The following is a 15,259-nucleotide window of genomic DNA, read 5'->3' as shown; positions in this document are numbered from 1 at the left end:
GGTGTTTCCTATTTGCATAATTGGCAGCAAGCTTTAGAAAAGTTCACTATTCTTTAGTTTTTGGAAGAATTTTTCTTTTGCCTCTTATACCAGAAAGCGAGTCGATCGGGCGACACTCCCAGGAAATAAGCGATGATTACTATTTGATTAATGGCGGTGGTTTTGATGACCCCAAGCTGCTGCCAGCGACGGGCGGAGGTGAGGACTGGCTGGGTTACTATTTCAATGCAGCCTTGTTTTTTCAACCGTCGCACGAATTCAAAGTCTTCCATGACGGGCAACTCGGGAAAACCGCCGATTTTGTCAAAGGTAACTGCCTTGAGGAAAATAGCTTGATCGCCGTAGGGCATTTGCAGAAAGTTCGATCGGCAGTTTACCCCCTTTTCTACCAGCCGGAGGCTGAGCCTGCAGGCGTCAATCTTGAGTTCAAAGGCGCCTGCTATAGCCGACGGGTTAGCTAGTGCCCGACGCGCACAAGAGTCGTACCCAGGGGGCAAAAGAGTATCTGCGTGGAGAAACAGCAATATCTCTCCTGTAGCAGCAGCAGCACCTGCATTCATTTGGGTGGCGCGGCCTGGGGCGGTGGAGATAACTCGGACACCCAAAGATTTTGCTATATCTGTAGTACCGTCACTGCTGCCGCCGTCGGCGACAATGATTTCGACATTTTTGGCCTCAAGGGCGGTGGAGATGACTGGGGCAATTGTAGGTGCTTCGTTTAAGACTGGAATGATAATGGAAATTTTGAGATTGGGATTTTCTGGCGACATACAGAATTAAGCAGCCCGTGAGAGAGAGCGGGTTTTGTACAAAGCTTATATGTTATGCGAGCCAATTTTTTACGCCCGGAGCGGCCCTAGATTGGGCCTTAAGGGGGGAGGGCGAGTTTTGTACAAAGCTTATCTGTTAGTTGCTCATTTTTTACGCCGGGAGCGCGCCTACATTGGGGTTTCCTCTGGCAGGGCGGGTTTCCGACAAAGCTGAGCTGTTAGTTGCTAATTTATTTGCTAATTTTTGGCTTTTTCTCGCGCCTGGGACTATTCTCCCAAGCGCTGTCTAACTGCTGCTGAAATTCAGCATTTGGTTAGACAAATACAATTACTATATTATGACGTTCCGGTTGTACAATCAAGCATTTTTATCAAAAAAATATGACAATTTATAATAATTTAAAAGCCTTAAATAGACTTTAGTTATTTAAACATATTAATATCTAAACCGAGGAGGTCTTCTGGTGTATCAATATCTGTAAGAGTGGGAAGATAAGCAATATTGAGGTCTAGCTTTTGGGCGATCGCCCGGGTACAAGCAAATACTTGACTGGTTCCCCAGTGAATGCCACCGAACAATTCCGGTATCGATCGCCGCAGCCCTATCAGATAATAACCTCCGTCTTGTGCGGGGCCCAACACTAAATCGTGTTGGCTCAGTTCATCAAAAGCTTGTGCCAAGATGTCTGCTTTCAAATCAGGACAATCTGTACCGATTATTGCAGTTTTTTCCACCCCTGAATTAAAAGATTTTTCAAACGCTGCTGTCATTCTCGCGCCCAAATCACCGTCTATTTGGTTTTCACAATAAATATCACTTCCCAACCACTCTTGCATCAGTTGTTGACTGCCGCCGGCTCGGTGAATTTCTACCGATAATCGGCGGGATTTTTCGAGAGAGAGAGCGCACGCGATCGTCCGTTGGGCCATCAAGCGGTGAAGGTTGGCAGCGCCTGTTTTTCCCAGCACCGGAATAAGTCGAGTTTTGGTTGTTCCCGGTTCTGGATAGCGGGTGAAAACAATCAGTTTTTCTGGCATCATTTATTGTTGATGAGTTTTAAAGGAATGAACCGCAGAGGAAGAGAAAGATTTAACTATTACTTCACCAATTCTCAATCGATGTTGTTGGGTTAGGCAATGACTTAATTTAATCGCCGTACCCAACCCAACATACAATGTATTTACTTAAAAATAGCCAGCGGTTAGCTCATTTCTAGCATTCGTTGGATGGGCTGCAAGGCTGCTAGTTGAATATCTAGGGGCATGGTAATTTCGGGGGTTTGATTTTTTAGGGAGAGATACAATTTTTCCAAGGTATTTAATCTCATGTGCGGGCATTCGTTGCAAGCACAATTATTATTGGTTGAAGGAGCGGGGATGAAGCGTTTGTGCGGAGCTTGCTTTTCCATTTGGTGAATGATTCCCGGTTCAGTCGCGACAATAAAAGCTTGGCTGGAACTGGCTTGAGAATATTTGAGCAAAGCGGTGGTGGAGCCGATGTAATTGGCGTGGCGCAGCACGGGAGGTTCGCATTCTGGGTGGGCAATTATTTCGGCTTCGGGATTTTCGATTTTGAGTTGAACTATCTTTTTTTCTGAGAAGTTTTCGTGGACGATGCAGGCTCCTTGCCAGATTTCCATGTTTCTGCCGGTTTGTTCCATTACGTAGCGGCCGAGATTGCGATCGGGCCCAAAAATTATCGGCTGATTTTCAGGAATTTGGTTGACAATTTTAACCGCGTTAGAACTGGTGCAAATTATATCGCTCATTGCCTTAATTGCGGCGGTACAATTAATGTAGGAAATTACTAAATGTCCTGGTCGCTCGGCTTTGAAAGCTGCAAAGGCTTCGGGAGGGCAACTGTCGGCGAGGGAACACCCAGCATTCAAGTCGGGCAACAATACTAATTTGTCGGGATTGAGAATTTTTGCGGTTTCAGCCATGAAATGAACTCCGGCAAAAACTATGACATCGGCGCTGGTGTTGGCGGCTTTGCGGGCAAGTTCTAGGGAGTCGCCAATGAAGTCTGCGATGTCTTGAATCTCGGAGTCTTGGTAATAGTGGGCGAGAATGACGGCATTTAACTCTTGTTTGAGGGCGTTAATGGCTGCAAACAAGTCGTGGGGCAGTCGGGTTTGAGTAAAGTTCGGAGCAGGTGCGGTGGTAAACACAGTTAGAATATTCCGGGGAAGGTGGGGGGTTGACTCAAGTGTATTTTGAATTATAGTTGAATTCACCAAAAACGGTGGGCAGTTGGGCCAGAGGTAGAAAATTTGCTATAGGTTAACCGACTGACTGGCAGTGGGAGCAAGATTTTGCGATCCAAGAGTGGACTCAGCTAAGTTTTCACCCGACGGGGTAATTTGAATGAAAGCTCTACCCAGCAAGACATTCACAGGTAAATGAAAACCTTTAGTCACGAGTATTTTGAGTAGCCTCTATTGACATAGGTAATTTACATCGTTTAATGTAATCTACATATGATGTAAATATGTGGGTTCCATACATCTATGTACTTTGAGGACGATCGCCAGTGGCAGGGAACTGCTGAGTTTCTGACAAAAGAACTAAAACGACGGATTGAGCAGCTTGGGCTATCTGTGGAACCACCTGCCTTAAGAACTGTGCGATCGTGGAGATCCAAGCAACTCCTGTCACAGCCGAAAGGTCAAGAATTTCGGTTTCGACAGATTTTAGAAGGACTGGCAACAGCACTTTTGCTCAAGAAAGGCTGGACACTGGCCGCGATCGCGCAAGTTTTACCCTCATTCCCCGACGCAACTTTGCAGCAACAAATTCTTGCCGAGGCTGAGGGTCAAGACCCAACCTGGTTGTCGCAAATGCAAACAGCGACATTGCCATTACCCACAGGACACGCCAGCACGATCGATCTGGCTGAAGATACTGTTATATTGCTGGCCCAGGGAATTCTGCGACAATACACAAGAATTCTCAATCGAGACATCGTTCGCCAAGACGATAGTATGCCATCGGAACTTTATCGGGCTATGTGCAAGTTGGGCAGGCTGTATATCGAATCTGGAAAAAGCGATCGCGCCGCTTGCGTGCATACCGTTTTGGAACGTGCTAGAAATCCCCTCGATCGCTGGGAATTAGACATTTTTTGTCACCCTGATTTTAGCTTTGGTCAAGCAATTCTCATCGCTCCAGACTTGCGAGTTCCCACTTCAGATTGTGCAGTAATTGCAAATGCTAGAGGCACCTTTGGCGAAGATAATGTCATCGAACACCGCCTGTACGAACGGTTGCGCGAAGCAACTGAACGATTGGGAAGTCGCCACCGACACAAAGCTTATACGGCTTTGCGATCGCTATTTTGCAGCCGATCGCTCATCGGAGAGCACCAACTTTTAGACTACTTACGTGACAAAGATTTAACTCCTTTACAAGGAACGATAGCTGACACATTTTTTGATAGCGTGCCGGATATCTGGTTAATTAACGGACACGCTCATCGCTGCACGTATTGCGGCACTCTAATGCGGCCCTATCCCAATCGAAAACTTTTTCCCGATGGGCGATGTCCGATTCGCCAATGCCTCGGTCACGAGTCCTCAACAGCAAAAGTTTCGGATAAATTAGACCCAAACCAAGACCAATTGCTGATTGCCAAGCCGCAAATTTTAACCTATTGGACTGGACCGGGAATCGACGAATTAGCAATTTTTGATGCTGCCATAAAAAACGGACTCGATGCCGAACTTTACCCAGAATCCGACCTGTGCGACGTAGCAATTAACGGTCGCAATATCGGCATTGATGCTAAGTCATATACCAGTCCAGTCTCCCTTGCCTTGCGCCTCAACCGCAGCATTGGGGGGCTGGAGTATTACCGCCGTCGCATCATTGCGGTCAGCGAGCGATTAATTGAGGAGCGACCGGATTACCTCTCTACCTTCCAGTCAGCGATCGACAAAAAAGGCGCTCCTGCTACTCTCGAAATTTTGTCTGTTTCACAAGTCATTCAGCAGTTAAAGGCAATCAAATATGAGAACTAAACCGGATTTCTGGACCGGAATCGATCGCATCTGCTGGCTGTGCGTTTTTATGGCAGAATTTCTAGAGACTAATTCCCTAGAATATGCCCCTTTAACGATATCGGGAATGGCGAGTGTAGTTAATGCACCCGCGTTGGCAAAAGCCCGCCAAGCTATTTTTAATATGCGCCTGATGTCGCTGGCTTACGTGACAGAACAGTCAGTGAAACACGCCGTTGCTATTTATAACGATCGCCACTACCGCAACAAAACTCAGGGAACCTATAAAATTAACTCAGAAACACTGCAATTTGAACGCACAGACCCCCTAGAAGACCCTTTAATTACCAAAGCGCGTCAAATTCTGGGCCAGCCTTTAGCACACCAGTTTTACAGCGCTACCTTTGCCGATCCCCGTCAGCCAATGGCAGTTGCTTTAGGTGAAGAAATAACAGCAGCGAGAGTTCCAATTGGGCCGATCGCAGCCCCGCTTGCCCAGCGCCGCACCCATGCCCTCGATCGCCTGCCGAAAGCAAAAATCCGCATTCCCCTTGCGGAACTTTACGAGTTAGCAGTTGAGATGGATCGACGCGAAGCCAATCATCCTGAAAAAAGACAGGGTAACTGGGTAAAACGGTTGCAACATTTTGTGCTTAAAGTGCCAGAAATTGGCAAGGGCTTGCGAGAAGAAACAGTCATCGAATTAGCAGGCATCAAGCATTTAATTGGACTGCCCGGATCGGGCAAAACAACTTTGCTCGTATTGATAGCTGTATGGTTGGGAAAACACGGTTATAAAGCGATGTTTGTGTTTCCATCCATTGAAGTTGCCAGACAGTACATGGCACAACTTGCATTTCATGAAATTAAAGTGGGAATGCTAGTCGGTCAAAGCGATGGAACTCGCCGCCGACACGCTAACAATATTGCCGAGGCGATCGCAGCATCGGGGGGAAATGGCGGCTTTGCCTATAGTTTGGAACAAGCAGAAATTTTTGGCTTAAATTGTGTCTTACCTGCGTTTTCAAATGCTGATACTTCGATGTGGGGATTTGGTTATGCACCCTGCAACGAAATTTTACAAAGCAGTGGCAAAAAAGGGGAAATGAAAAAGCATCTGTGTCCGGTTTGGACGATGTGCGGCCGCAACAAAGCACCCCGCGATTTAATAGATGCCGATATTTGGGTCGGTCACGTTCTTTCAATGGATACTGAAGTTCCACCCCATGCCATTCGCGAACGCATTCGTTATTTTGAATTGATTGCCCGGACATTTGATGTCGTAGTTTTTGACGAAGCAGATATGGTGCAATCAAATCTGGATGCTTACGGGGCAGCAACTTTAAAACTTTCAGGTGCGGCAGATTCTATCCATTTAGTCATTCAAGAACAAATTCACAATCGTTTTGCTCGTGGCGAAAATTATCGATTGTTCGATCGCAATGTAGAACATTACAGCCGCGATTTATCGGAATTTGGCGATCGCAACACATCGTTAATTACTGCCGTTCAAAATATGCCATCATCGCCAGTCGGTAAACGCTATGAGAATCAGTTATTAACCGTTCTGAGAATTGTCAGCGATTTGTTGGATGGCTTTGAGAAAACTTCTAAACGCGATCGCCTCGACGAAGAGGAAGTTAAACAAGGATTTAGCAAAAGTAGAGCCTTAAGTCAATTCTGGGAAACAGCAGCTTACCATGCTTTTTACGATCGCACGGGCATTGAACCGCACGATCGGCTCAACCTGGATCTGTGCGCTCAACGGCTGGGAATAAACTGCGACACCCTCAAACAGCAGTGGGAAACTCAGATTCGTTATTTTCGCCGCTATTTAGCAGAGAATCTGATCGAACGGCGCGACAAGATTGTCAGAGAAATTGCCGAATTATTTTTGCCTTTGTGTTTTCAAGATGGGGCTGCATCAGCAGAAGCTCAGGATACAATTACCTTACTTGTTTGCGTTACTTTCGTGATTTTAGGCTATCAGCGGATCGTACCGGAAACGAGAACAATGGTAGCAGAAGGACTGATTCGGGAACCGATCGTAGAATCGACGGCAACGCCGGAACTGCGACAACTAATTCCTGAGAATATTTTGGGTTCTTTTTCCGGCGTGAAGTACAGTTTTAAATCGGCACAAACTACTCGAATTCAAGCCCGCAATGTAGAACTGTCTTATATCATTTTTGTGGGTGCGCCTCGGATGTTGATGCACCGTTTTCACCAGTTATTTAAGGCAGATGGCGAACTGACAGGGCCGGCAGTTTTAATGACTTCAGCTACTTCATTTCTCGAAGCAAGTCCTGCTTATCACATTAATTCTGGGCCGGATTATCTGCTCAAACCGCGCCAAACAGAACACGACCCAAAAAAGAGCATTTACCGCTTCAAATGGCTGCCCGATCGCGAACGGGGCGATGAACCTCTCCGATATAGCGGTGCAGGTGAACTGCGCGATCGCAATTTAGAAAAAATGGTAGACGCATTAGTACGGGGAGGAAACCCAAAATCTGAAATTTACAAATCCATACTCAACTTTGACAAACAACATGGTATTTACCGCAAAGCTGCCTTAGTCGTCAACAGCTACGAACAAGCTCGCACTATTAAGAAATTTATCAACGATTACCATCCAGAAATGGGAAAACGAACCAAAGCAGTTGTTAATTTTCTCAAAAACGGAGAGCAACCAACGGATTTCGTTACCACTGCCCAGTGCGAGGCTTTAGGAGATGATGAAACTTGCGATATTATCATTTTTCCAATGTTGGCGATCGGTAGAGGTGTGAATATTGTTTTCACTAAAGGCCCCAGAAAACTCGATGCAGCCATTGGTACAATTTATTTCCTCACCCGTCCCCATCCCACGACTGACGATACGCAACTGTTGTACAGCCTAGCCGGAAAAGCTACCCAAGAATTTGACAGTCGAGTTTTTACTGAAACAGAAAACTTGCCAGCAATTTCTAATGCTTGGAAACAGTCGAGAAAACAACTGTGGAAAACAGCGAATCACCTGTTACGCGAACCCCTCATGGCTAGCCGTTTGGGTGAAGATTTATTCAAACCGTTTACGGCAAATCAGATGGTGGGAATTTTGCAAACGATCGGGCGCGGGATGCGAAATGGGTGTCCGGTACAAGTTTATTTTGTCGATGCAGCTTGGGCAAAAAAATCCACTGAAGATAAACCCGACTCCGGGCGGGATAGTATGCTTGTTCAGATGCGAATTATTTTAGAAGAATGCGTCAAGCATCCCGATCCAGTAATTCGAGAAATTTATCAAGAACTGTATTGGGCATTTCTCGATCCCATGCGACGCATTAATGGCATAGTTTACCCAAACAGTTTGGGCGATTCAGAAGGTATGACAGAGGAAGAAGACGATTTTGATGATTTTTCACATTTATTGGAGATGTAATTATGAACGGCGAAACTTTTGACAAATTTGAATTCGATCGCGACAGCGAAGCACAGGAAACCCCTATTATTGGAGATGCAACCATGAACGACGAATTTTTTGAAGAAATTGAAGCTGATGAGGACGAAGAAACAGCAGTAACAGTGGATTCAGATCTCCTGTACATTCCTCTCGGCAAGCCCAAAAGTCTGAAAGAGATTACTCTAGCTTTTACCGTGCCGGATAATATCAAGCCAGTAACAGTCAAAGGCTTGACGCTAGCTTGGACAAAAGCAGCTTTGCATGAGTTATCAACAATCCAAAAAGCTACCAGCAAGGGAGATTCAGCTAGCAAAAATATCCCTTATTCCTCGCTACTAGGTTTATTAGAAGTAGGACTTGACAGCGCAGCACGAATTCAATCCAATGTAGGTTTGAGTAAGTCCTCGTTGAATTCCCAAACTGTAAAATCTCCCGAAGCATTCGCTTACTTAAATTGCGAGAAAATAGAAGATATTCAGAAAGCGTTACGCCCAATTATCAACGAGTGGATAACCAATTTTCTCTTGCCTTTTACTAAAAAAGTAGGTGGACTCTCGGAAGTTATCGACCGTTTGCAAGATTTGCACGATCGAAAGGAGTTGTTAACAATTACTCCGTCTGAGTCTCAAGTTTTACCTTGGAAATGGAATCAAGATACAGGAACTACAAAACACAGCAACAATTATGATTATCGCGTATTAGTCGATTATGCAGCTCGCGCGATCGCGGGAAAAGAGATTTTTCAGGGGTTAGGAACAATGAAGCGGGTTATTTCTACCAGTGGCAGCCTCCTAACTGGGAGGGCAGAATTGATTACCGATCCGATCTCCCTACCAAAACATAGCGGAAAGTTCAGTTTGGTAGTAAGCTTAGAAGTCGTAACCTATTCTTCTTTACACCAGCCTTTATTAAAGATAGATGTTTCCAAGCGCCGCTGGTTAAGTGAGTTAAAATCGGCAAGTTATAACTCACAAAATATTAGCGGCTTTGTCTTTTCTCAAGACTACAGCGATCGCGCATTTCGCTACACGGTGCTTTCCGATTCCGAAAAACAGGAGAAAAATCAACCGGACAAAAAGAAAAATTGGTTTTGGGCGATCGATAAAGACTTTGAAGCATTGCGCGGCCAACTCAAACTCCCGATGAAAACGCCTGACGGTCAAAATATTGATGGTTCTCAAATTGTATTGGGGAAAGCTTCAACGGATAGCTGCGAAGTAGTGTTAACTTACCGCAACGGACTGCAAGACGCAAAACACGGGATAGAGGCAGGCGTACCGGAGATTGATAAGTTAGAAGCTTTTGAAAAAGTTGCCGAAATTCTCCAGCCTATTGGCTTCAAACCTTTCGATAATTACTCGGAAGTGAAAATCAAAGGTGAAAGTCACAAAAAAGACGATACAGCCTCGCGCATGATTAATCTGCCTACTCTGTTAGGTGCTGCTTTAGAAATTCTCGAAAAAGGTAACTGTTCTGATTTTACTCCCAAATACCTAGAAATCTTTAAGGAAAGCTCTAAGGACGATCCATTAAACAGCGTGTTGACTAAACACCTCGATATCACGTTAGAGAATATTTTGTGGGGAAGAAAAGCCCTAAAATTTCACTCTAAGTCACTCAACCAGACTGATGAACTCAAAGCTTTAATTCAGGCAAATCAGGAAGCTATGCGCAGGCTATATCCTAACCAACAACTGTTGCTTGTTGTTTTTTACGAGGAACATTTAAGAACCGAAATAAAACTACTGCAAGCGATAATTCGAGTTCTCTGGGGTGGCGCGATCGAGCTTATGTCTGTTCGTTTGCCAGCAAATACTCACGGGCCGAAAGAGTCATTGCCAGGTGCAAATTTGAAAGCAAAAGAGCGATCGCGCCACCGCATAGAAGCCTGGGAGTCGATCGTCCAACAACTTGCTTTACGAAAACAGCGAACTTTTTGCCTCGTAATGGCACGGGAATGGTATGAAAACAATAAACATGACGATTCGGTGAATAAACCCTCATCCCGTCAAGCACTGGCTACAATCGCCGGTTCTTGCGTGCAGTTTCTGCTACCGATTGAAACAACCAAAGAGAAACAACTTCTCAACCTTAGTGATTTTTCCCATCGAGTGCAAGCTGCTCTAAAAGACTTACTTTCTGCTCATTCGGGCCGCATTGATGATGTCAAGCAAAAGGTTGACAAATGGCTCAAAGACACTCCAGTAGAAGCTAGACCCAAAGAAATTATCGGGATTACCATCGTCCGCAAACAGAAAGGTCGCGTTCGCGGCTCTATTGAGAATACATTTTTGCCAGTGGCGATGCGCCTCAAGGTGGAGACAGGTCAGTGCGAATTGTGCTGTGCCTATGAGAAGGGTAATAATTTACAAATCAGTTCTTGGAGTAAGTTTTCTGATGCGATCGCCTTCATCTCTCAAATTTCGCCCGTAAAACTGGCTGATAAAAAAGATCGGCGTCAGACTCGTTTCATGGACTTTGTTAAGCAGATTATTTCCAATTCTGTAGACGAGGGAAATCAACCATTAGTGATGATTGATTCTTCTAACTGCGCGCAACTTTGGCCTTGGCTGGCAGATGTTAGAATGAATGCAAATGAAATTAACCTCGGTCAGCAGTGCGAGCGGATGCAAGATGGGTGGCAAGGTGCACGTCTGATTCGGATTCGCCAAGATCTCGCTCCTGGAATTCTCGATAAAAAAGTCCGACATTTAACAGAAACCTCTCTGGAAGATACCCGGACAAAAGAAGAGCTGACTTCAACCAAGGAAATTCCTTCTGCCTCCAGTGCAATGAAGTTATTTCGGCTTGTTACAAGTAATCAAAAGAGCGAAATCAGTCAAACAGGTTGTGTTGCTTACCTGTCTGTAGGTCGCAAAACACTTCATCAAGAATCGCGCGGTCAAAGTTGCTATCACCCGACAGAAAGCCATATTGCTGTAAAGAATATTGCTGAACAAGTAGTGATTTTTGCATTTAGTCTCCTCGCGCAAAGCGGGTTACATCAAATGGCATCACTGCTTATGCACTACTATATTGCAAAAATTGCTGAGGGTTTCAACAACAAAGTTTTAAATAAAGCTGGATTGGAAGTTCACCAAATTGAAACCCGTCCGCCTTTCACGGGACAATTACCAACTCCAAATCCTCTGGAAATTGTTGTGACTTTGCGACAGGAAAAAGATGATTGCGATCGCCTTGCTGCGCTTGTAGAATCTCTGCGCTATAGTTTCGGTCACTACAGCGACTGGTCTAGCTTACCAGCTCCTCTGTTCTTCGAGCGCGTCGTGCGAGATTACATCAGCGAATTTGCAATTGAAGATGAGGAAAGGTCGGCGGAACCTGATTGGGAGGAATAATTCAGTCTAGGGGTGCTGTCCCGAATCGCTTGAGTGTTAGGGCGTTGGAGTCGGTGATTAACGGGCTTAACTTCAGGCCAATCGCTTCTAATGTCAAAGGGGGAGAGATTTTTTGCGCCCTGGAGTGAAAGATGAAGAAAGTTGAGCAAATCTAAAATCTAGAATCTCAAATCTCAAATTCCCTGGGGGAGGCTGCACTGTATAATTAGTGAAGGCTGGATTTGCCGAAAATTGGTGAGTTTAGTAGGGATTTTTAAGCGGTAAGGGATCGATCGAACGAACGCAAATCACATGAATGAGGCTAAAGTCATCAAAATTGCGGTGGTGGGGGATGTTCACGATCGCTGGGAACCTGAAGACGGCGAGGCCCTGAAGCATCTGGGCGTTGATTTGGTGCTGTTTGTGGGGGATTTTGGCAATGAGTCGGTGGACGTAGTGCGGGCGATCGCCCAATTGGACATTCCGAAAGCAGCGGTGTTTGGGAACCACGACGCTTGGTACACGGCGACGGAGTGGGGTCGCAGTCAGTGCCCTTACGATCGCACTCAAGAAAATTGGGTGAAACAGCAGTTAGATTTAATGGGAGAAGCTCACGTCGGTTACGGGAAACGGGATTTTCCAGAATTGGGCGTAACTGTGGTGGGAAGCCGCCCGTTTACTTGGGGGGGCTCGGAGTGGAAGTACGGGGATTTTTACTCGGAATGGTTTGGGGTAGAGAGTTTTGAGGAGTCGGCGCGGCGCATTGCAGGGGCTGCGGCGGATGCCGATTGCGAAAATGTGATTTTTTTGGGTCACACGGGCCCGACGGGGTTGGGAGAGGCTCCTGAAGACCCCTGCGGGCGAGATTGGAAGCCGCTTGGAGGGGATTGGGGCGACCCGGATTTTGCCGAGGCGATCGATCGAACTCGGAGTTCTGGGAAGCACATACCTCTGGTAACTTTTGGTCATATGCACCACAAACTGCGGCACAAAAAGCATGAGTTGCGGAAGTCGCTGGAGGTGAGTGCGGAGGGTACAGTTTATTTGAATGCCGCCAGCGTACCGCGAATTGTGGAGAGAGAGTGCTCGAAACTGCGGAATTTCTCGATCGTCCTGCTGGAAAATGGAGCAGTGTCGGAAGTGTCTCTGGTTTGGCTGGGGGCAGATTTCGCGGTGGCCTTAGAACAAATTCTTTATCGGGGCGCTGAATCTGCGGCTATTTGTAGTTAGAGACAATTGCTGGTATGATAAAATGAATGCGCCCGGAGAGGTGGCAGAGTGGTCGAATGCGCTCGACTTGAAATCGAGTGTGGCAGTGATGTCACCGTGGGTTCAAATCCCACCCTCTCCGTTTAAAAATTCTCTTGTCCGTTAAGGCTTTCAGCCTGGTTGCATGGCAAGAAAAACCGTTTTCCGCTCAACTTTCGCTCCCATCTGTTCCAAGTATCTCCAAAACCACCTCCATATCTGCCAAGTTTGCGTTGGACTTTTTACGTCGCGTTTTTAACTGGTTGAGCAGGTCGGCCGGCTCTGGAAATTCTGCGGCGGTGGGAGCCGAGTTTGTACTTGCTTCCCGATCGCGCCGCGCTTCCTTGAGCTCTTGCTCCAGCATCTGCACCTTGAGTCCTAAGTCGCCGTTGCGCTCGTGCAACTGATTCAGTTCTGCATCCCATTCTGCAAGTTGCTTGTTGGCCGCTTTCAATTCAAGCCTGAGCGATTCATCGTTGCCATCGCTCAGGCTCTCAATTTTCCCAAGCGTTCTTCAATCCCTGCTAGTTTGGCCGCTAGCAATGCGTCTAGCTTAGTGTTTAGCAAGCTGTCTAGCACTGGCTCGATGTCCGAAATTTCGGACACTTGAGTTTGAGGCTGGGGCGTCGGTTCTGATATTGCCTGGTTGGTCGCTATTTCCAAGGTGCGTATTACCCAAGCGTTGACGCTCAAACCCTCTGCTGCGGCGACATCCTTAATGGTTTCAAGCAAGTCCCGGCGGCCGTCTAATCTCAAGTTAAGCTGGCATCTGTCTGTCATGTCTAGTTATTGTCTAGTTGTTGTCTAGTTAGATGCTAGCACCTTTGTCTAGTAGTTGTCTAGTTAGATGCTAGCACCTTTGTCTAGTGGTTGTCTAGTTAGATGCTAGCACCTTTGTCTAGTGGTTGTCTAGTTAGATGCTAGCTAGTCCGCCTACCCTGCTACCGCTCAATCCTTCAAATTTTCCAGACGTTCTTCAATGGCAGCTATGCGTTTAATTAGTGGGGCAATACGATCGGACTTACAGCTTCATAAGCTCGAAAGCAGGGAAGTCGGAACGGAGCGAGCCTCGCACCTCTTTATCAAACCGCACCCGACACTCCTGACCGTCGCGAGAATACCAAACCTCGACAACTTCGCCCTGAGTGCCGTTATAAATGTGCTGGTCAGAGTACCCAACGACTACCCGATCGCCTATCTCAAAGGTTTTGGGCTTCTTGGTAGAGGCTGATTTTAGAGGACGATCAGGCTCAGAACTCAGCAATAAGTTTTCTGACTTTTCAGAAAATGTCGAATTATTTCCGACACTTCCGACAGTAATGCTTAAATCCTCTCTAGACAAAGCTTCTAACTGTCGGACAGCATTACCGACACTGTACCGACAGTTACCGACAGTTGATTCGTTTACTGTCGGAAGTGTCGGTACAATGTCAGCGCCACTGTCGGCGGTTTCAACCCTTGCTCTGTCTGTGTTTGAGCTTACTGTCGGTACTGTCAGCGTAGTCAAAGTAAAAGAAACAGTTTTTTTGACTACTGTTACTTGTCCAAAATTCATCGACTCAAGTTCGACGAACCATTCTCGGACTTGTTGAACCGATACAGCCTTATGCCCAGAAGTAAAAGTACGTTGTGCTTCCCGTGCTGAAAGCGTTCCACCTTTCCTCTCAGCTAATAGGACAAGTTTGGTCAAGTTAGGAGCTAAAGCTTTGCGATCGGAAAACTCAGCGTAAAGACTGGCAATTTGGTCAGAACTAAATTTGACAAACTTTATCGCCGCTTCCACCGCGCTTTTAGGAATCAGAGGGCTAACCTCAACACCGCTGAAAACGCAGGTCAGGGTGTGAATGGTGGCGGCTAGCTTACCAACCTTCTCAGGCGTTTTGCCAATCATGGCGCGCATACCTTGTTTGCTTTCCTCAACCCGCCGTTCCTCTTGAGCGTTGTAGAAAGCTGTAAATAGTCGTTTGGCTTCTGGGTTGAGCTCGAATTTCATAGCAGGCAGCTCGTCTATTTTTGTGTAGAGCGCTGCGAGCATCGGCGTAATGTCAAAACTTCCGCTATCTTCCTCCGAAAGCTTGGAGGCGGCCACAGGTTGAAAAACAAAGTCAAAGCGGGCAAACTTTCCGTTTGAGTCGCTGCAATCCTTCAGCAGTTCTGCCAGCACGTCGGGCTGAATTGTTCCAAAAACTGTCAGTAGCAGCCCTTCTAAATCTGCTTTAACCCCAGACGCTCGCAAAACTGTGCTGCCTGTGCCATTCCAGAACTCAAGCAAGTCCTCGTCATCGCTGCCCTTGCCCCCTCGGTATTGGTTTGCCGATTTGAACAAACCCGCAAGCTCATCACACCGATACATCAAGGCTTGGTCGGGGAATTCTGCGACTTGATATAGAACCCATTTGAGATCTTTTGATGAGCCCCGCAGCAGGTGATCGACTCACAGCGGGCGATCGACTCACAGCG

At 46.5% G+C, this 15,259-nt stretch carries 10 protein-coding genes and 1 tRNA gene; 5 read left to right on the top strand and 6 right to left on the bottom strand.

Going from position 1 to position 15,259, the window contains the following annotated elements; all coding sequences use genetic code 11:
• Positions 1 to 53 precede the first annotated feature (53 nt).
• From QUB77_RS29325 to nadA, 3 genes are all read right to left on the bottom strand, one after another.
• Positions 54 to 770 (bottom strand): TIGR04283 family arsenosugar biosynthesis glycosyltransferase, encoded by a 717-nt coding sequence (locus QUB77_RS29325; RefSeq protein ID WP_333180451.1) that lies wholly within the window; start codon positions 768 to 770, stop codon positions 54 to 56.
• A 423-nt stretch (positions 771 to 1,193) separates the two neighbouring features.
• On the bottom strand, positions 1,194 to 1,811 hold the full coding sequence (locus QUB77_RS29320; RefSeq protein ID WP_333180452.1) for a TIGR04282 family arsenosugar biosynthesis glycosyltransferase: 618 nt from the start codon (positions 1,809 to 1,811) through the stop codon (positions 1,194 to 1,196).
• Positions 1,812 to 1,972: 161 nt separating this feature from the next.
• On the bottom strand, positions 1,973 to 2,941 hold the full coding sequence (nadA, locus tag QUB77_RS29315) for a quinolinate synthase NadA (protein ID WP_333180453.1): 969 nt from the start codon (positions 2,939 to 2,941) through the stop codon (positions 1,973 to 1,975).
• 339 nt (positions 2,942 to 3,280) lie between these two features.
• Between nadA and QUB77_RS29310 the strand changes: the two genes are divergently transcribed.
• The 5 genes from QUB77_RS29310 to QUB77_RS29290 all read left to right on the top strand — a co-directional run bounded on the left by QUB77_RS29310 (position 3,281) and on the right by QUB77_RS29290 (position 12,902).
• The gene (locus QUB77_RS29310) at positions 3,281 to 4,789 is read left to right on the top strand and encodes a restriction endonuclease-related protein (RefSeq protein ID WP_333180454.1); all 1,509 of its coding nucleotides are present in this window, start codon (positions 3,281 to 3,283) and stop codon (positions 4,787 to 4,789) included.
• Positions 4,779 to 8,192, top strand: coding sequence for a pPIWI_RE_Z domain-containing protein (locus tag QUB77_RS29305; RefSeq protein WP_333180455.1), 3,414 nt, complete (start codon positions 4,779 to 4,781; stop codon positions 8,190 to 8,192). The genes QUB77_RS29310 and QUB77_RS29305 overlap by 11 nt, the downstream gene beginning before the upstream one ends.
• 2 nt (positions 8,193 to 8,194) lie before the next feature.
• Positions 8,195 to 11,572: an RNaseH domain-containing protein gene (locus tag QUB77_RS29300; protein WP_333180456.1), complete on the top strand. Its 3,378-nt coding sequence runs from the start codon at positions 8,195 to 8,197 to the stop codon at positions 11,570 to 11,572.
• Between the two features lie 291 nt (positions 11,573 to 11,863).
• Positions 11,864 to 12,781, top strand: coding sequence for a TIGR04168 family protein (locus QUB77_RS29295; protein ID WP_333180457.1), 918 nt, complete (start codon positions 11,864 to 11,866; stop codon positions 12,779 to 12,781).
• A 34-nt stretch (positions 12,782 to 12,815) separates the two neighbouring features.
• A tRNA-Ser gene (locus tag QUB77_RS29290) sits at positions 12,816 to 12,902 on the top strand.
• Between the two features lie 66 nt (positions 12,903 to 12,968).
• On the opposite strand, the gene QUB77_RS29285 is transcribed toward QUB77_RS29290, so the two are convergent.
• From QUB77_RS29285 to QUB77_RS29275, 3 genes are all read right to left on the bottom strand, one after another.
• The gene (locus QUB77_RS29285; protein WP_333180458.1) at positions 12,969 to 13,253 is read right to left on the bottom strand and encodes a flagellar alpha dynein; all 285 of its coding nucleotides are present in this window, start codon (positions 13,251 to 13,253) and stop codon (positions 12,969 to 12,971) included.
• 32 nt (positions 13,254 to 13,285) lie between these two features.
• Positions 13,286 to 13,579, bottom strand: coding sequence for a hypothetical protein (locus QUB77_RS29280; RefSeq protein ID WP_333180459.1), 294 nt, complete (start codon positions 13,577 to 13,579; stop codon positions 13,286 to 13,288).
• Between the two features lie 241 nt (positions 13,580 to 13,820).
• On the bottom strand, positions 13,821 to 15,125 hold the full coding sequence (locus tag QUB77_RS29275; RefSeq protein WP_445251784.1) for a DUF3987 domain-containing protein: 1,305 nt from the start codon (positions 15,123 to 15,125) through the stop codon (positions 13,821 to 13,823).
• Positions 15,126 to 15,259: the final 134 nt, after the last annotated feature.

The sequence above is a fragment of the Microcoleus sp. AT9b-C3 genome (genome assembly GCF_036705485.1).
GTDB lineage: Bacteria > Cyanobacteriota > Cyanobacteriia > Cyanobacteriales > Microcoleaceae > Microcoleus.
Note: the sequence above shows the minus strand (reverse complement) of the source record. Positions and strands in the feature narration are given on the sequence as shown.

Coding starts and splice junctions, on each gene's coding strand:
- QUB77_RS29325 (WP_333180451.1), bottom strand. CDS start 770: ATGTCGCCAGAAAATCCCAATCTCAAAATTTCCATTATCATTCCAGTC.
- QUB77_RS29320 (WP_333180452.1), bottom strand. CDS start 1,811: ATGATGCCAGAAAAACTGATTGTTTTCACCCGCTATCCAGAACCGGGA.
- QUB77_RS29310 (WP_333180454.1), top strand. CDS start 3,281: ATGTACTTTGAGGACGATCGCCAGTGGCAGGGAACTGCTGAGTTTCTG.
- QUB77_RS29305 (WP_333180455.1), top strand. CDS start 4,779: ATGAGAACTAAACCGGATTTCTGGACCGGAATCGATCGCATCTGCTGG.
- QUB77_RS29300 (WP_333180456.1), top strand. CDS start 8,195: ATGAACGGCGAAACTTTTGACAAATTTGAATTCGATCGCGACAGCGAA.
- QUB77_RS29295 (WP_333180457.1), top strand. CDS start 11,864: ATGAATGAGGCTAAAGTCATCAAAATTGCGGTGGTGGGGGATGTTCAC.
- QUB77_RS29280 (WP_333180459.1), bottom strand. CDS start 13,579: ATGACAGACAGATGCCAGCTTAACTTGAGATTAGACGGCCGCCGGGAC.